Origin of the sequence: Paracoccus sp. ME4 (genome assembly GCF_046736325.1) — a bacterium.
In the GTDB taxonomy this organism is placed as follows: domain Bacteria; phylum Pseudomonadota; class Alphaproteobacteria; order Rhodobacterales; family Rhodobacteraceae; genus Paracoccus.
Window position 1 is genome coordinate 1,353,617 of record NZ_CP151276.1, and the last position, 16,817, is coordinate 1,370,433.

Here is a 16,817-nt window from a genome sequence, read left to right on the forward strand (position 1 = left end):
ATGACCGCATTTGCCGACCTGACCGCCGCCGCGATGACCGCGGGCTTTGCCGACCGCAGCCTGTCCCCGGTCGAGGTGACCCGCGCCGTCCTGGACCGCATCGACGCCTGCGAGCCGGTGCTGAACGCGATGTGGACCGTCGATCACGACCGGGCGCTGGAGGCTGCCCGCGCGTCCGAGGAGCGCTGGCGGCGCGGCGCGCCGTTGACGGTGGGCGGCGTGTCGCTGGACGGCGTGCCCATCACTATCAAGGAGAACATCGCCACCCGCGGCGTGCCCATGCCCCTTGGCACCGCGGTCAGCGACATGACGCCGCGCGCCGAGGACGCCCCCCCCGCCGCCCGCATGCGCGAGGCGGGCGCGGTCTTTCTGGGCCGCACGACCATGCCCGATTTCGGGATGCTGTCCTCGGGCCTCTCCAGCTTTCACCGGCTGGCGCGCAACCCGTGGAACACCGCCATGAACCCCGGCGGTTCCAGCGCGGGGGCGGGGGCGGCGGGGGCCGCGGGCTATGGGCCGATCCACCTGGGGACCGACATCGGCGGCTCGATCCGGCTGCCCGCCGCGTGGTGTGGGCTGGTGGGGCTGAAGCCCAGCCTGGGGCGCGTGCCGATCGACCCGCCCTTCATGGGGCGCGCGGCGGGACCGATGACGCGGACCGTCACCGATGCGGCCATGGCCATGGCGGTGCTGTCGCAGCCCGATGCGCGAGACCACATGTCCCTGCCGCCCGCCGATATCGGCTGGCTGGACCTGGACCGCGACCTGGACGGGTTGCGCATCGGCCTGCTGATGGATGCGGGCTGCGGCATGGCGGTCGATCCCCAAGTCCGCGACGCGGTGACCGCCGCGGCGGCGCTGTTCGAACGGGCGGGCGCCGACGTCCGGCCGATCGAGCCGTGGATGAGCCCCGACCTGCTGCAGGGCCTCGACGATTTCTGGCGCACGCGGGCGGGGCTGGACGTGCAGGCGTTGTCTCCCGAACAGCGCGCGAAGATCCTGCCTCTGGTGCGCGAATGGGCCGAATCCGGCCTGGGTCGGGCCGGGGAGGATGTCTGGCGCAGCTATGGCGCGACCGTCGAGATCCGCCGCCGCACCACCGTGGCGACGCAGGGGTTCGACCTGATCCTGTCGCCGGTCTCTCCGAATGTCAGCTTTCCGGCGGACTGGGCCTATCCCAACGCCAATGACGTGGCCCGCGCCATGAGCCATATCGGCTTCACCGCGCCCTTCAACATCGGCGAACAGCCCGCGATCAGCGTGCCCTGCGGCCATGACGCGGCAGGCGTGCCCATCGGGTTGCAGATCGCGGGGCGGCGCTTCGACGACATGGGCGTGCTGCGCGCCGCCCGCGCGTGGGAGCGCATGGCCCCCCCCGCGCGGCCCTGGCCGCAGGTCGCGGCCTAGTCGTGGCCGCTCCGGTCCCGGCCGAAGGCCTCGGCCGCCTGCGACAGATAGCTGTCGGCAAAGCCGTCCTGCGTCAGCGACTGCAGCGCGGCGTCCACCCCGGTCGCCGCGTGATGGCCCGCGCCCACGTCGCGCGACAGCTGCAGGTAATAGGCCAGGTCTTTGGCGGCATTGGCGACCGAGAACTTCATCCCCGACACGTCGCCCTCCAGCAGGAAGGGCGCGATGCGGTCCAGCGCCGCGCCATGGCCGCCGCCCTTGGCCAGCGCGTCGACGAAGACTGTGTCGCGGATGCCCGCGCGGCGCGCGCAGGCGGCGGCCTCGCTGATCAGCGTGGCGCAGCCGATCGAGACGTAGTTGTGCAGAAGCTTCAGCGTGTGGCCCGCGCCCACCTCTCCGGCATGGACGATGTTCTCGGCGAAGGCGCCCAGCAGCGGGCGCATGCGGTTGAAGAGGTCGCCATCCGCGCCGACCAGCAGGTTCAGCCGCCCCTGTTCCGCCTCCAGCGGCGTGCGGGTCATGGCGGCGTCCATGAACGCACCTCCGGCCTCGCGCGTGCGATCGGCCAGGGCCTGGGTCGAACTGGGGATCGCGGTCGAGCAGTCCACGATCACCGTGCCGGGGCGCATCGTCGTCAGCAGGCCCCCGTCGCCCAGCAGCACGGCCTCGACCTGCGGCGTGCCCGAGACGCAGAGGATCACCGCATCGCAGGGCGCCAGATCGGCCAGCGACGCGACGCGCGTCGCGCCAAGCGCCTCCAGATCCTCGGAGGGCTGGTTGCCGGGATGGTCCAGGAACATCAGCGGCCAGCCCTTGGCCGCCAGGTTGCGCGCGATGCCATGCCCCATCAGGCCCACGCCCACCATGCCCACCGTCATCTTTTCCATCGTCCGCTCCTCCTCTGTCAGGGGGGCAGCTTGGCCCCTGCGGGGGCGGGTCACAAGACGCGGACGCGATTTTTCTCCAGACGACAGGACCGACCATGACCGCCGCCGACACCCTCTCCGCCGCGCCCGCGCTGGATGCGCTGACCCGCATCGACACGACCCGGATCTTCGTGGGCGGCGCCTGGCGCGCCCCTGACGGCGGCCGGACCCTGCCGGTCGAGGACCCGTCCACGGGCCGGGTCATCGGCGCCATCGGGCAGGGAACCGCGGCGGACGTCGATGCGGCCGTGGCCGCGGCCCAAGGCGCGCTGGCCGGGGACTGGGGCGCGCTGACCGCGACCGATCGCGGCCGCATCCTGACGCTCATGGCCGCCCGCGTGGAGGCGCGCGCCGAGGACCTGGCCCTGATCGAGACGCTGGACGTGGGCAAGCCGCTGGATCAGTCGCGCCGCGATTCGGCGGCGCTGGCGCGCTATCTGGAATTCTACGGCGGCGCGGCCGACAAGCTGATGGGCACGACGATTCCCTATCAGCCGGGCTATGCCGTCTACACGCTGCGCGAGCCGCACGGGGTCTGCGGAATCATCATCCCGTGGAACTATCCCATGCAGATCCTGGGCCGGGCGGTGGCGGCGGCGCTGGCGGCGGGCAACGCGGTGGTGCTGAAGCCGGCCGAGGACGCCTCGCTCTCGGCGCTGGTCTTTGCGCAGATCGCGGCCGAGGCGGGCCTGCCCGCGGGGGCGCTGAACGTGGTGACGGGCCTCGGCGCCGAGGTCGGCGCGGCGCTCTCTGCCCATCCGGGCGTGCATCACCTGTCCTTCACCGGATCGGTCGCCACCGGCGCCGCGATCCAGCGCTCGGCGGCGGCCCATGTCGTGCCGCTGACGCTGGAACTGGGCGGCAAGTCGCCGCAGATCGTCTTCGACGACGCGGACCTGGACCGGGCGGTGCCGGTGCTGGTCACCTCCTGCCTGCAGAATGCGGGGCAGACCTGCTCGGCCGCGTCGCGCGTGCTGGTCCAGCGCGGCGTCTATGACGCGGTGCGCGCGCGGATGGCCGCGATCTATGACGGGCTGGTGGCGGGCCCGGCGCGGGACAGCCGTGATCTGGGGCCGCTGGTCTCGGCGCGGCAGCGGCGGCTGGTGCAGGGCTTCATCGACCGCGGACAGGCCGAACTGGCCGTCGCGGGGCAGGGGCGCATCCATCCCGACGCCGATCCGGCCGGGCATTTCGTGCGCCCGACCCTGTTCGCGGAGGTGCCGCCGGACCACGACCTGGCCCAGCAGGAGATCTTCGGCCCGGTGCAGGTGCTGATGCCCTTCGACGACGAGGCGCATGCCCTGCGCCTGGCCAACGGCACCGATTACGGCTTGGTCGCGGGCGTCTGGACCCGCGACGGGGGCCGGCAGCTGCGCATGGCGGCGGCGCTGGATTGCGGGCAGGTCTTCGTCAACAACTACGGCGCGGGGGGCGGGGTCGAGCTGCCCTTCGGCGGCACCGGACGGTCCGGGCACGGCCGCGAGAAGGGGTTCGAGGCGCTCTACGGCTTCACCCGCGTCAAGACCGTGGCCATCCATCACGGCTGATCGCGGCTTTTTCCGGTCGGCGCGGGGGTTTGGCGGTTGACTTCGCCGCCCGCGCGGCTAAAAGGCGGCTTCGATACGAATTCCACGGGGTTTGCGGCGCGCGATTGCCCCGAAGCAGGAGCAACAACCATGGCGAAGCCGACCACCATCAAGATCCGGCTGAACTCGACCGCCGGCACCGGCCACTTCTACGTGACCAAGAAGAATGCCCGCACGATGACCGAAAAGATGACCGTCCGGAAATACGACCCGGTCGTGCGTCAGCATGTCGAATACAAGGAAGGCAAGATCAAGTAAGATCGCGCCCGTCCGAGGACGCCCTGCGTCCGAAGACCGCCAAGGACCGCCATCCCCCGGGGATCGGCGGTCTTTTGCCGTCCGGGCTGGGCGGAGGTCGCGGCCCCGGCTTGTGCGCGCGGGGCGGCTGCGGCACGATGCGGCCATGCAACTGATCGTCAACGGACAAAGCCACGACCTGGACGCCGATCCGCAGATGCCGCTTCTGTGGGCGCTGCGCGATCTTCTGGGCCTGACGGGCACGAAATACGGCTGCGGCATCGCGCAATGCGGGGCCTGCACGGTGCACATGGACGGCATGGCCGTCCGCGCCTGCCAGATCACCCTGGCCGAGGTCGGCGGAGAGATCACCACCATCGAGGGCCTGGGCACGCCCGAGGCGCCCCATCCCGTGCAGGCCGCCTGGATCGCGGGGCAGGTCGCGCAATGCGGCTATTGCCAGTCGGGCCAGATCATGCAGGCGGCGGCGCTGCTGTCGCTGAACGCCGAGCCGGACGATGCGGCCATCGACGCGGCCATGTCCGGCAACCTGTGCCGCTGCGCCACCTATCCGCGCATCCGCGCCGCGATCCGCGACGCGGCCCTGCGCATGGGCGGCGTCTGATGGCGCGCATCGGGCGGATCGCGCGGCGGGGCTTCCTGATCGGCTCGGTCGCGGTGGCGGGGGGCGTGGCCTTCGGGGCCTGGCGCTATGCCCGGCCTCTGCCCGATCCCTTCGCGGGCAGCGGTGAACGCGCGCTGAACCCCTATGTGCTGATCGACGCCGAAGGCGTGACGCTGGTGGCGCCGCGCGCCGACAAGGGGCAGGGCGCGCGCTGGCTGCAGGCGGCGCTGATCGCCGAGGAGCTGGACATCGACCCGGCCACCGCGCGCATCGTGCCCGGTCCGGTCAGCCCGACCTATTACAACCGCGCGCTGATCGCGGATTTCCTGCCCTTCGCGCCCACCGATACCGGCTGGCTGGCCGAGACGGCGCGCAGTGCCGCCGACATCCCGGCGCGGCTTCTGGGCTGGCAGATGACCGGCGGGTCCAGCTCGACCGCCGACGGGTTCGACAAGCTGCGCGAGGCGGGCGCCGTCGCGCGCGAGACCCTGAAGGAGGCCGCCGCCCGCCGCCACGCCATTCCCCGCGCCGATTTGGACACCGACGCCGGCGCGGTCGTCCTGCCCGACGGGCGGCGCATCCCCTATCCCGATCTGGCGGTCGAGGCGGCGGCCCTGGAGCCGGTGACCGACATCGTGCTGCGCGACCGGTCGCAATGGCGCTGGCTGGGCAAGCCCATGGCGCGGGCCGACGTGGTCGCGAAATCGACCGGGCGGCAGGTCTATGGCATCGACCTGACCCTGCCCGACATGCTGCACGCGACGGTGCGCATGGCGCCCTGGGGCGGGACCGTCGCGCGGCTGGACCCGGTAGCGGCCGAGAGCCTGCCCGGCGTGCTGCGCGTGCTGCCCATCGACGGGGGCGTGGCGGTCCTGGCGCGCGACACCTGGTCCGCGATGCGCGCGGCCGCGGCGCTGGACGTGGATTTTGCCGGGCCCGACCGGCCCGGCGACCAGGACGCGATCTGGGCGGGGCTGGCGGCCGCGCATGAGGCGGGCGACATCGACAGCCGTAAGCGCGACGACGGCGACGTGGACGCGGCCATCGGCGCGGACGACCTGACAGCCGAATACCGCGCGCCCTTCCTGGCCCATGCGCCGATGGAGCCGATGAACGCGACCGTGCTGGTCACCGACGGTGCCTGCACCATCTGGGCCGGCACGCAGGTCCCCGATTTCGCGGTCGCCCGCGCCGCCGCCCTGACCGGCCTGCCCGAGACCGCGATCCGGCTGGAGAACCAGATGATCGGCGGCAGCTTCGGCCGGCGGCTGGAGATCGACTTCATCGAGCAGGCGGTCCAGGTCGCGATGGCCGTGCCCGGCCGCCCGGTCAAGCTGACCTGGACGCGGGAGGAGGATTTCGCCCATGACCAGGCGCGCCCCGCCCAGATCGCGCGGATGCGCGGGCGCGTGACGGCAGACGGGGTGCAGGCGCTGGACCTGACGGTGGCCAGCCCTTCGGTCATCGCATCCTGGTTCGGGCGCGTCAGTAGCGCGCCGCCCGGCCCGGATGTCAGCATCACCACCGGGGCCTGGGACCAGCCGCTGGCCATTCCGAACTTTCGCGTGACCGGCCTGCGCGCGCCCGAGACCGTGCCGGTCAGCAGCTGGCGGTCGGTCGGGGCCTCGACCAACGGGTTCTTCCTGGGCACCGCGCTGGACGAGATGTTCGCGGCGGGCGGCATCGATCCGATGGAGGGGCTGCTGCGGCTCTGCGATCACGAGCCCTCGCGCGCGGTGCTGGAGGCGGTGCGCGACCTGTCGGGCTGGACCGGCCGTCAGGCGGGGCCGGGGCGCGGGAGGGGGGTGGCGTTCTGCCTGTCCTTCGGCGTGCCCTGCGCCGAGGTCGTGGAGGTCGAGGAGACGCCCCTGGGCCTGCGCCTGACCGCGGCCTTTGCGGTGGCCGATGTCGGCATCGTGCTGGACCCGGTCAATGCCGAGGCGCAGCTGTCGGGGGGCATGCTGTTCGGTCTGGGCCATGCGATGAACTGCGAGCTGACCTATCGCGGCCACCGGCCCGATCAGACGAACTATCACGCCCATGAGGGGCTGCGGATGCATCAGACGCCCGAAACCGCCGTGCGCCTGCTGGAGAACGGCCCCCTGCGCGGGCTGGGAGAGCCGGGCGTGCCGCCCGCCGCCGCGGCCCTGGGCAACGCGATCTTTGCCGCGACCGGCCAGCGCCCGCGCGAGATGCCCTTTGCCCGCGGGGTGCGCTTCGCATGATCCGGGTCCTGGCGCTGATGCTGATGGCCGCCCCGGCCTGGGCGGAGGAGGTGATGCCCTCGATCGTGGCCCCGCCCGAGGAGGGTTCGGTCAGCACCGCCGACGGTCTGGCCGCGTGGGAGCGGGTGCATGAGGTCGTCTCGCATCCGCGCTGCGCGAACTGCCATGTGGGCGGCGACCATCGCCCGATGTGGTCCGGCCCCGAATATCCCCAAGCACGCCCGCATGGCATGAACATCAGCGGTGGCGACAGCCGCATGGGCATCGAGACGCTGCCCTGCGCCACCTGCCACATCACTGGCGACAGCCTGGAGTCGGCCCCCCATGCCGCGCCGCAGGCGATGATCCCCTGGCAGCTGCCCCCGGTCGAGATGGCGTGGTACGGGCTGGACGGCGCGGCCATCTGCCGCCAGCTGCGCGACCCCGCGACGAATGGCGGCCGCGACTGGGTCGAGCTGGCCGAGCATCTGCGCGACGATGCCAGCCATGGCGGCTTCGTGGCCTGGGGCTTTCAGCCCGGCGGCGGGCGCGAGCCTGCGCCCCATGGGCTTCAGGCGCATATCGACGACGTGCTGAAATGGGGGGCAGCCGGGCAGCCCTGCCCGGAATAGCGCCGCCCGCGAAAAAGCCGCGGCACTGCCGCGAATTTCGGCATCCATTTCGCGCCTCGCGCGTTAGCGTGGCCAGAGTGGCGCGGAAAAGTCGCGCCGCCCCTGCCGAAAGCCCATGCCATGTCGATCTCCGCCCCCATCGCCGCTGTCTCCGATTGCCCCGTCAAGGCGCTGCTGCGCCGTCCCGGCGGCGCGCTGGCCCTGCTGACCGGGGCCGAGGGCGGCTTTCCGCGCCGCCCCGGCGCGATGATGGCGCTGTGGGCCGACGGCACGCGGGTCGGGCGGCTGGGCGCGGGATGCATCGACGCCGACATTGCCGCGCATCTGGATGCGCCCGGCCCCGTCACGCGGCTGACCTATGGGCGCGGCGGGCCGGTCGATCTGCCGCTGCCCTGCGGCGGCACGGTGCAGATCGCGCTGATCCATCGGCCCGACCCGGATTGGCTGGGCGCGATCTGGGACGACCGCATCCGCCGCCGCACCGGGCATTGGTGCCTGAACCTGCGCACCGGCGCCCCCTGCCGGGCGGGCCAGCCCGACCCCGACGATTTCGCCCTGACCCTGCCGCCGCCGCCCGCATTCCAGATCCATGGAGAGGGCGATGAGGCGCAGGCGTTGCGCACGCTGGTCGCGGCGATGGACCTGCCCGCGCTGGGGCAGGAGGCGCGGCCGGATGCGCATACGGCGGTCGTCACGCTGTTTCACGACCATGACCGCGAACTGCCCGCGCTGGCGCGGGCGCTGCGGTCGGAGGCGTTCTATATCGGCGCGCTGGGGTCGCGCCGCGCGCAGGCCGCGCGTCTGGCGGCCCTGTCGGATCAGGGCTTTGACGAGACGGTCCTGGCGCGCGTCACCGGCCCTATCGGCGTGACCGCGCCCGCCCGCGACCCGCGGCTGATCGCGGCATCGGCGCTGACGCAGATCCTGGCCGCGCATGAGGCGCTGATCGGGTGATCCGCACGGGCCTGCTGCTGGCGGCGGGGGCCTCGCGCCGCTTCGGCCCTGAGGACAAGCTGCTGGCGATGCTGCGCGGGCGTCCTCTGGCAGCGCATGCTGCGCAGGCGATGCGGGACTGTCCGCTGGACCGGCGCATCGCGGTCATCGCCAACCCTGCACTGCTGCCGTGGCTGGACGGGTTTCAGGTCATCCGCATCGATCCGGGCGATCAATCGGCCAGCCTGCGCGCGGGGTTGGCGGCGGCGGGGTCGCCCGACCGGCTGCTGGTCGCCTTGGGCGACATGCCGGACGTGACGGGGGTGCATCTGGCGGCGGTGCTGGGCGCCGCGACGGACCATCTGCCCGCCTGCAGCCATGACGGGACTGCGCCCTTGCCTCCGGCCTGCTTTCCGCGCGCGAGCCTCATGGGGCTGGCGTCGCTTCAAGGCGACCGGGGGGCCGGTGCGCTGCTGCGCGCCCTGCCGGCCGCCCAGCATGTCGCGGCGGTGGGGCTTCTGCGCGACATCGACCGGCCGGACGACCTCTAGCGGTGTCCGAAGAGCCGTGCGGCCAGGGGTGCCAGGACGATGACCAGCACGATCCGCAGGATGTGGTGGCTGACCACATAGGCCAGATCGGCGCCGGCGATGATGGCAATGACGACCATCTCGGCCTGGCCGCCCGGCAGGAAGGCCATGAAGGCGTCCAGCGCCGGGGCGAGGCCCAGCAGATAGATCGCCTCGACGAAGATCAGGCTGATCACCGCCAGGATCAGCGCATAGAGCAGCCCCGCCGCCACGAAGACGCGCAGCTCGCGCCCGGTGATGCCCGCGTATTTCGCGCCGACCGCGATGCCGATGAAGAACTGCGCGGCCTGGATCATCTCCGCCGGGGGGCGCGTCTGGATCAGCCCCGCCAGCGACAGGCCCGCTGTCAGGATCATCGGCCCCAGGATGGAGGCGCCGAAGAGGCCGACCCGTTCGCCGATCTTCCATCCGGCCAGCCCCGCAACCAGCATCAGGGCGATCTGGTCCCAGCCCATCGACGCGATGGGCGCGCCGGGCGGCTGCGACAGGTCCAGCCCCCACCAGACGGTCAGGATCAGCGGCGCGACCGTCACGATGACCAGGATGCGGGTCGCGTGGATCAGCGACAGGGCGCGGATGTCGCCCCCGGCCTCCTCTCCGAAGACCAGCATGTCCTGAAGCCCGCCGGGCATGGCGCCGTACCAGGCCGTCGGATGATCCAGCCCGAAGCCCCGCCTGAGCAGCGGATAGCCGACCGCCGCGATCACCGCGATGAACAGGGGCACCACCGCCAGCGAGGTGGCCATCGCGGGCAGCCCGGCCAAGACCTGGGGCGTGATCGACGCGCCGACCGCGACCCCCAGGATGGTGCGCAGGAAGGTGCCGACCGGTCCCGCCCCCGCCATGCGCATCCCCGCCAGCGCGGCGAGCAGGCAGGCCAGCATCGGCCCCAGAAGCCAGGGCAGCGGCAGGCCCAGCCCGATGAACAGCGCCGCACCCGCCAGGGCGGTGGCAAGGGTGGCAAGCCGGGCTGGGATCACGGGACGCGCCTTTCTTTCTGCCGCGCCGTTTCAGCGCATCCGCCGCCCGGTGGCAAGGGGGGCGGCGTGATCGCGCGCGATGGCGTCGATCAGGTCGGCCAGCGCACGCGGCTGCGTCAGGAAGGGCGCATGGTCCCACGGGCGCGGGTGCAGGGTCACGCCCGGCACGCGTGCGGCCATCGCCTGCTGCAGGGCGGGGGCGATGGCGCGGTCGCCCTCGCACAGGACATAGTGGCGCGGCACGGCGGCGGCGGGGCCGGGACAGGGGTCGCGCATGACGCCCTGCGGCTGCGGCCTCAGCCGGCGCAGCGCGTGGCGCGCCGTCGCGGGGGGCGCGTCATGCAGCATCATCGCCCGCGCCGCACCGGGCGGCAGGATCAGCCGGCCGTCCGCGTCGCGCGGCCATCTGCGTGGGGGCGCGGGCCGCAGGCGTTCCAATGTGGCCAGGCTGTCGCCGGGGCGGGGCAGATAGCTGCACAGGTGGATCAGGGCCGCGGGCGGGTGGCGGGCGGCCAGCGCCTCGGCAGGGATGCCGCCCATGGAATGGCCCAGCACGATGCGCGCGGGCGGCAAGGCGCGGGTCGCGCGGGCTAGGGTGGTGCCGGGCGCCCCCGGCAGGTCGGGGCAGGCCACGCGCCAGCCTTGCGCCCGGAGCGCCGCCGCGACGCGCGCCCAGCACCAGCCGCCATGCCAGGCCCCGTGGATCAGCAGAATGTCGATCATCGCGTCAGGGTGGCCGCGCCGCCCCGCCGATGCAAGGCTTGACCCCGCCCGCCGCGCAGGCCCTGATGGCGCGGGGGAGGACGCGATGATCGACAAGCTGGAGATGTTCCTGGCCGTGGCCAAGGAGGGCCATTTTGGACGCGCGGCCGCCACGCTGGGCATCACCCAGCCCAGCCTGTCGGCGGGCATCAAGCAGCTGGAGGCGCAGCTGGGCGTGCTGCTGATCTTTCGCGGGGCGCGCTATGGCGGGTTGACGCCCGAGGGGCAGGCGGCGCTGGTCTGGGCGCGGCGCATCGTGGGCGATGCCCGCCAGCTGCGCGACGAGATGCGCGCCACCCGCCACGGGCTGACCGGGCAGCTGCGCATCGCCGTGGTGCCGACCGCGCTGACCTGGGCCGCGCGGCTGGCGGCGCGTTACGGCGCGGCGCATCCGAATGTGGGGCTGACGATCCTGTCGCGCAGCTCTGCCCAGATCCTGACGATGATCGAGGATCTGCAGGTGGATGCCGGGATCTCCTATCTGGACAACGAACCCCTGGGCCGGGTCAGCGCGGTGCCGCTCTATGACGAACGCTACAGCCTGGTGGTGCCCGAGGATCATCCGCTGGCCGGGGCCGGGGTGCTGGACTGGGCGGCGCTGGACGGGCTGCGGCTGTGCCTCTTGACGCCCGACATGCAGAACCGCCGCATCATCAACCGCCGCCTGGCCGAGGCGGGCGTCACCCCCCTGGCCATGGTCGAGAGCAATTCTACCGTGGTGCTGGTGTCGCAGGTGCTGGCCGGGGGCTGGGTCACGATCCTGCCGCAGGACATCGCGGGGTTCCTGGCGCAGGGCAAGCCGCTGTCGCTGGTGCCGCTGGCGCCCGAGGGGCCGGGCCATGCCGTGGGCCTGATCGCGCCCTGGCGCGAGCCGCATACCCCGGTGCTGGAGGCGCTGCTGACCGAGGCGCGGCGGATGGTATCATAGGCTGATCCTATCGCATGACGGAATTGCGATATTGATTTGCGATCATTCCGGGCGTTCAGTGGCGGCGATGTGACAGAAAGGCCAGCCATGCGTGACCCCGCGCCAGCCACCCCCTCGGTTGAGGATATTCGCCAGATCGCGGCCCCCCTGACCGCGCTGGAGGGGCCGATGCTGCCCATGCTGCATGCGATCCAGGCGGAATGGGGGCATGTGCCGCCCGCCGCCGTCCCGGCGCTGGCCGATCTGCTGAACCTGGGCCGGGCCGAGGTGCAGGGCGTCATCAGCTTCTATCACGATTTCCGCGACCATCCCGCCGGGCGGCAGGTGCTGAGGATCTGCCGCGCCGAGGCCTGCCAGGCCATGGGCGGCGCGGGCATGGCGGCAGCGGTGCTGGACCGGCTGGGCGTCGATTGGCACGGGACCACCGCCGATGGCGGGGTCACGGTCGAGCCGGTCTATTGCCTGGGGCTGTGTGCCTGCGGCCCGGCCGCGATGCTGGGCGACCGGCTGATCGGGCGTGCTACAGCCGAGGGTCTGGCGCGGGAGGTCGGCGCATGAGGATCTGGGTTCCGATGGACAGCGCCGCCGTCGCGCTGGGGGCCGATGCGGTGGCCCAGGCCATCGCCGATGAGGCGGTGGCGCGGGGCCTGGACGTGCAGATCATCCGCAACGGGTCGCGCGGCATGGTCTGGCTGGAGCCGCTGGTCGAGGTCGAGCGGGACGGTGTGCGCCAGGCCCATGGCCCGGTCGCGCCGGGGGATGCGGCGGCGATCCTGGATGGGACCGCGCAGGGGCATGGCCCGGTCGAGGCGATCCCCTTCTTTGCGCGCCAGACGCGGCTGACCTTCGCGCGCTGCGGCGTGATCGACCCGCTGGATCTGGATGATTACGCGGCCCATGGCGGCCTGGCGGGGCTGCGCCGCGCCATCGGCATGGAAGGCGCCGCGATCGTGGCCGAGGTCACCGCCAGCGGGCTGCGCGGACGCGGCGGCGCGGGCTTTCCGACCGGCATCAAGTGGAAGACTGTGGCCGAGGCGCAGGCCGACCAGAAATACATCGTCTGCAATGCCGATGAGGGCGACAGCGGCACATTCGCCGACCGGATGATCATGGAGGGCGACCCCTTCACCCTGATCGAGGGCATGATCATCGCCGGTCTGGGGGTGGGCGCCACGCGCGGCTATGTCTATCTGCGCAGCGAATATCCCGTGGCGATCCGGGTGATGCGGGAAGCGGTCCAGATCGCGCGGGCGCGGGGGATGCTGGGCGCGGATGTGCTGGGCTCGGGTCGGGCCTTCGACATGGAGATCCGCGTGGGCGCGGGCGCCTATGTCTGCGGCGAGGAGACGAGCCTGCTGAACAGCCTGGAGGGCAAGCGCGGCACGGTGCGCGCGAAACCCCCGCTACCGGCGCTGGAGGGGTTCCTGGGGCGGCCGACGGTCGTGAACAACGTCATCAGCCTGGCGACCGTGCCGGTGATCTTCGAGCGCGGCGCGCAAGCCTATGCCGATTTCGGGCTGGGCCGGTCGCGGGGCACGGTGACGTTGCAGATCGCCGGGAACGTGGCGCGCGGCGGGCTGTTCGAGACCGCCTTCGGCCTGTCGCTGGGCGAGGTGGTCAACGATATCGCGGGCGGCACGGCGACTGGGCGTCCGGTCAAGGCGGTGCAGGTCGGCGGGCCTCTGGGCGCCTACATGCCGGTGTCGAAATTCGACACGGCGATGGGATACGAGGATTTCGACGCGGCGGGCGGGCTGATCGGCCATGCCGGGCTAGTCGTGTTCGACGACACGGCCGACATGCTGCGCATGGCGCGTTTCGCGATGGAGTTCTGCGCGGTCGAAAGCTGCGGCAAATGCACCCCCTGCCGGATCGGCGCGGTGCGCGGCGTCGAGACCATCGACCGGATCGCCGCGGGCGATGCCGGGGCCATCCCGCTTCTGACCGACCTCTGCGAGACGATGCGCGACGGATCGCTCTGTGCGCTGGGGGGGTTCACGCCCTATCCGGTGTTGTCGGCGCTGACGCAATTCCCCGATGATTTCAGCGTCCTGAAGGAGGCCGCCGAATGAAGGATTTCATCCTGCCCCAATTCCCGCCCGGCGACGACCGCGACATGGGCACGCCCGCCCGCCACGGCCCGCCCGTGTGCCTGACCATCGACGGGGTCGAGGTCACCGTGCCCGCGGGCACGTCGGTGATGCGCGCGGCCATGATGGCCGAGGTGCAGATCCCGAAGCTCTGCGCCAGCGACAACCTGGAGGCGTTCGGGTCGTGCCGGCTGTGCGTGGTCGAGATCGAGGGGCGGCGCGGCACGCCCGCCAGCTGCACCACGCCCGTGGCCGAGGGCATGGTCGTGCACACCCAGACCGAGCGCATCCGACGCCTGCGCCGCGGCGTGATGGAGCTTTACGTCAGCGATCACCCGCTGGACTGTCTGACGTGTTCGGCCAATGGCGATTGCGAATTGCAGGATGCGGCGGGGCAGGTGGGGCTGCGCGATGTGCGCTATGCGCCGGGCGCGAACCATTTCGACGCATCGGGGGCCGGCGCGCGGAGCCAGGCCGAGGCGCGGCTGCGCGGGGGGCACGACAATCCGCTGTTCATCCCCAAGGACGACAGTAACCCCTATTTCACCTATGACCCCAGCAAATGCATCGTCTGTTCGCGCTGCGTGCGCGCCTGCGAGGAGGTGCAGGGGACCTTTGCGCTGACAATCGAGGGGCGGGGCTTCGACAGCCGCGTCGCGGTCGGCGGCGAGAACTTCCTGGAGAGCGACTGCGTCAGCTGCGGCGCCTGCGTGCAGGCCTGCCCGACCGCGACGCTGCAGGAGAAGTCGGTGGCCGAACTGGGCACGCCCACGCGCTCGGTCATCACCACCTGCGCCTATTGCGGGGTGGGCTGCAGCTTCAAGGCCGAGATGAACGGCGACACGCTGGTGCGCATGGTGCCGTGGAAGCATGGCAAGGCCAATCGCGGCCACAGCTGCGTCAAGGGGCGCTTTGCCTATGGCTATGCCGCGCATCGCGACCGCATCCTGTCGCCCATGATCCGCGATAGCATCGACGATCCCTGGCGCGAGGTCGGCTGGGACGAGGCGCTGGACTTTGCCGCCACCCGCCTGCGCGCGATCCAGGAGCGGCATGGGCGCCGGTCGGTGGGGGTCATCACCTCCTCGCGCTGCACCAATGAGGAGACCTACCTGGTCCAGAAGATGGCCCGCGCCGTCTTCGGCAACAACAACACCGACACCTGCGCGCGGGTCTGTCATTCGCCCACGGGCTACGGGCTCGGCAAGACCTTCGGCACATCGGCCGGCACGCAGGATTTCGACAGCGTCGAGCAGACCGACGTGGTGCTGATCATCGGCGCGAACCCCACGGACGGGCATCCGGTCTTTGCCAGCCGCCTGAAGAAGCGCCTGCGGGCGGGGGCGCGGCTGATCGTCGTCGATCCGCGCCGCACCGATATCGTGCGCAGCGCCCATGTCGCGGCGGATCACCACCTGCCGCTGCGCCCCGGCACCAACGTGGCCGTCATCAGCGCCATGGCGCATGTGATCGTGACCGAGGGGCTGATGGATGAGGCGTTCATCCGCGCCCGCTGCGACTGGGACGAGTTCCAGCATTACGCCGAGTTTATCGCCGATCCGCGCCATGCGCCGGAGACGGTGGAGGCGGTGACAGGCGTGCCCGCCGCCGATCTGCGGGCTGCGGCGCGGCTCTTTGCGACGGGCGGCAACGGCGCGATCTATTACGGGCTGGGCGTGACCGAGCACAGCCAGGGGTCGACCACCGTCATGGCCATCGCGAATCTGGCTATGCTGACCGGCAATATCGGCCGGCCCGGCGTGGGGGTGAACCCGCTGCGCGGCCAGAACAACGTGCAGGGCGCCTGCGACATGGGGTCCTTCCCGCATGAGCTGCCGGGATACCGCCACGTCAAGCTGCCCGAGGTGCGCGCGGTCTTCGAGGCGGCCTGGGGGGTCGAGATCGACCCCGAGCCGGGGCTGCGCATCCCGAACATGCTGGACGCGGCGGTGGAGGGGACCTTCAGGGGCCTCTATTGCCAGGGCGAGGACATCCTGCAGTCGGACCCGGACACGCATCACGTCGCGGCGGGCCTGAGGGCGATGGATTGCGTTATCGTTCACGACCTGTTCCTGAACGAGACCGCGAATTACGCGCATGTCTTCCTGCCGGGATCGTCCTTCCTGGAGAAGGACGGCACCTTCACCAATGCCGAACGCCGCATCAACCGCGTGCGCCGCGTGATGGCGCCCCGCAACGGATACGAGGATTGGCAGGTCACGCAGATGCTGGCCAATGCGCTGCTGCGCGCGGACGGGCGGGCGGCCTGGCATTACACGCATCCCAGCCAGATCATGGAGGAGATCGCCGCGACCACGCCCAGCTTCGCGGGCGTCAGCTATGAGCGGCTGGAGGTGCTGGGATCGGTGCAATGGCCCTGCAACGAGGCCGCGCCCGAGGGCACGCCCCTGATGCATGTGGACGGGTTCCAGTCGGGGCGCGGGCATTTCATGGTCACGGAATACATCCCCACGGATGAGCGGACCGGGCCGCGCTTTCCGCTGTTGCTGACCACCGGGCGCATCCTGTCGCAATACAACGTGGGCGCGCAGACCCGGCGGACCGACAACACCGCCTGGCATCCCGAGGACATCCTGGAGATGCACCCGCATGACGCCGAGACGCGCGGGATCGCCGAGGGCGACTGGGTGCGGCTGGCCAGCCGCGCCGGAGAGACGACGCTGCGCGTGACGCTGACCGACCGGGTCGCGCCGGGGGTGGTCTATACGACCTTCCACCATCCGGCGACGCAGGCTAACGTGGTGACGACCGATTTTTCGGACTGGGCGACGAATTGCCCGGAATACAAGGTCACCGCCGTGCAGGTCAGCGCCTCGAACGGTCCGTCGGACTGGCAGGAGCGCTACCGCGAGCAGGCCGAGAGGTCGCGGCGGGTCCTGTCAGCCGCGGAGTGAGT

At 71.7% G+C, this 16,817-nt stretch carries 15 protein-coding genes; 12 read left to right on the forward strand and 3 right to left on the reverse strand.

Annotated features, from left to right (window positions below; all coding sequences use genetic code 11):
• Positions 1 to 1,407, forward strand: a complete 1,407-nt coding sequence (locus AACG61_RS06960) for an amidase (RefSeq protein WP_411839275.1) — start codon at positions 1 to 3, stop codon at positions 1,405 to 1,407.
• On the opposite strand, the gene AACG61_RS06965 is transcribed toward AACG61_RS06960, so the two are convergent.
• Entirely contained in the window at positions 1,404 to 2,294 is an 891-nt protein-coding gene (locus AACG61_RS06965; RefSeq protein ID WP_411839276.1) for an NAD(P)-dependent oxidoreductase, read from the reverse strand. The two genes, AACG61_RS06960 and AACG61_RS06965, sit on opposite strands and share 4 nt — an antisense overlap.
• Positions 2,295 to 2,389: 95 nt before the next feature.
• Between AACG61_RS06965 and AACG61_RS06970 the strand changes: the two genes are divergently transcribed.
• The 7 genes from AACG61_RS06970 to AACG61_RS07000 all read left to right on the forward strand — a co-directional run bounded on the left by AACG61_RS06970 (position 2,390) and on the right by AACG61_RS07000 (position 9,101).
• A complete protein-coding gene (locus tag AACG61_RS06970; protein ID WP_411839277.1) occupies positions 2,390 to 3,880 on the forward strand; it encodes an aldehyde dehydrogenase family protein in 1,491 nt (496 codons plus the stop codon).
• A 129-nt stretch (positions 3,881 to 4,009) separates the two neighbouring features.
• Positions 4,010 to 4,177 (forward strand): 50S ribosomal protein L33, encoded by a 168-nt coding sequence (gene rpmG, locus AACG61_RS06975; RefSeq protein ID WP_022707377.1) that lies wholly within the window; start codon positions 4,010 to 4,012, stop codon positions 4,175 to 4,177.
• Between the two features lie 145 nt (positions 4,178 to 4,322).
• Positions 4,323 to 4,781, forward strand: coding sequence for a (2Fe-2S)-binding protein (locus AACG61_RS06980; protein ID WP_411839278.1), 459 nt, complete (start codon positions 4,323 to 4,325; stop codon positions 4,779 to 4,781).
• Positions 4,781 to 7,006, forward strand: coding sequence for a molybdopterin cofactor-binding domain-containing protein (locus tag AACG61_RS06985; RefSeq protein ID WP_411839279.1), 2,226 nt, complete (start codon positions 4,781 to 4,783; stop codon positions 7,004 to 7,006). Before AACG61_RS06980 ends, AACG61_RS06985 begins: the two co-directional genes overlap by 1 nt.
• The gene (locus tag AACG61_RS06990) at positions 7,003 to 7,617 is read left to right on the forward strand and encodes a hypothetical protein (protein WP_411839280.1); all 615 of its coding nucleotides are present in this window, start codon (positions 7,003 to 7,005) and stop codon (positions 7,615 to 7,617) included. The genes AACG61_RS06985 and AACG61_RS06990 overlap by 4 nt, the downstream gene beginning before the upstream one ends.
• Before the next feature lie 120 nt (positions 7,618 to 7,737).
• Positions 7,738 to 8,571, forward strand: coding sequence for an XdhC family protein (locus AACG61_RS06995; RefSeq protein ID WP_411839281.1), 834 nt, complete (start codon positions 7,738 to 7,740; stop codon positions 8,569 to 8,571).
• Positions 8,568 to 9,101 carry an NTP transferase domain-containing protein gene (locus AACG61_RS07000; protein WP_411839282.1) on the forward strand — a complete coding sequence of 178 codons (534 nt, stop codon included), beginning with the start codon at positions 8,568 to 8,570 and terminating at the stop codon, positions 9,099 to 9,101. Before AACG61_RS06995 ends, AACG61_RS07000 begins: the two co-directional genes overlap by 4 nt.
• Here the strand turns inward: AACG61_RS07000 and AACG61_RS07005 are convergent.
• Both AACG61_RS07005 and AACG61_RS07010 read right to left on the reverse strand, forming a co-directional pair.
• The gene (locus tag AACG61_RS07005; RefSeq protein ID WP_411839283.1) at positions 9,098 to 10,120 is read right to left on the reverse strand and encodes an AbrB family transcriptional regulator; all 1,023 of its coding nucleotides are present in this window, start codon (positions 10,118 to 10,120) and stop codon (positions 9,098 to 9,100) included. The genes AACG61_RS07000 and AACG61_RS07005 overlap by 4 nt on opposite strands.
• Positions 10,121 to 10,150: 30 nt before the next feature.
• Positions 10,151 to 10,843: an alpha/beta fold hydrolase gene (locus tag AACG61_RS07010; protein ID WP_411839284.1), complete on the reverse strand. Its 693-nt coding sequence runs from the start codon at positions 10,841 to 10,843 to the stop codon at positions 10,151 to 10,153.
• 85 nt (positions 10,844 to 10,928) lie between these two features.
• Between AACG61_RS07010 and AACG61_RS07015 the strand changes: the two genes are divergently transcribed.
• The 4 genes from AACG61_RS07015 (at position 10,929) to fdhF (ending at position 16,815) form a co-directional block, all read left to right on the forward strand.
• The gene (locus AACG61_RS07015; protein ID WP_411839285.1) at positions 10,929 to 11,810 is read left to right on the forward strand and encodes a LysR family transcriptional regulator; all 882 of its coding nucleotides are present in this window, start codon (positions 10,929 to 10,931) and stop codon (positions 11,808 to 11,810) included.
• Positions 11,811 to 11,897: 87 nt separating this feature from the next.
• Positions 11,898 to 12,368, forward strand: coding sequence for a formate dehydrogenase subunit gamma (locus AACG61_RS07020; RefSeq protein ID WP_411839286.1), 471 nt, complete (start codon positions 11,898 to 11,900; stop codon positions 12,366 to 12,368).
• Positions 12,365 to 13,882 carry a formate dehydrogenase beta subunit gene (locus AACG61_RS07025; RefSeq protein ID WP_411839287.1) on the forward strand — a complete coding sequence of 506 codons (1,518 nt, stop codon included), beginning with the start codon at positions 12,365 to 12,367 and terminating at the stop codon, positions 13,880 to 13,882. Before AACG61_RS07020 ends, AACG61_RS07025 begins: the two co-directional genes overlap by 4 nt.
• Complete coding sequence (gene fdhF, locus AACG61_RS07030) at positions 13,879 to 16,815, forward strand: formate dehydrogenase subunit alpha (RefSeq protein WP_411839288.1); 2,937 nt, start codon at positions 13,879 to 13,881, stop codon at positions 16,813 to 16,815. The genes AACG61_RS07025 and fdhF overlap by 4 nt, the downstream gene beginning before the upstream one ends.
• The last annotated feature ends 2 nt before the right edge of the window (positions 16,816 to 16,817 follow it).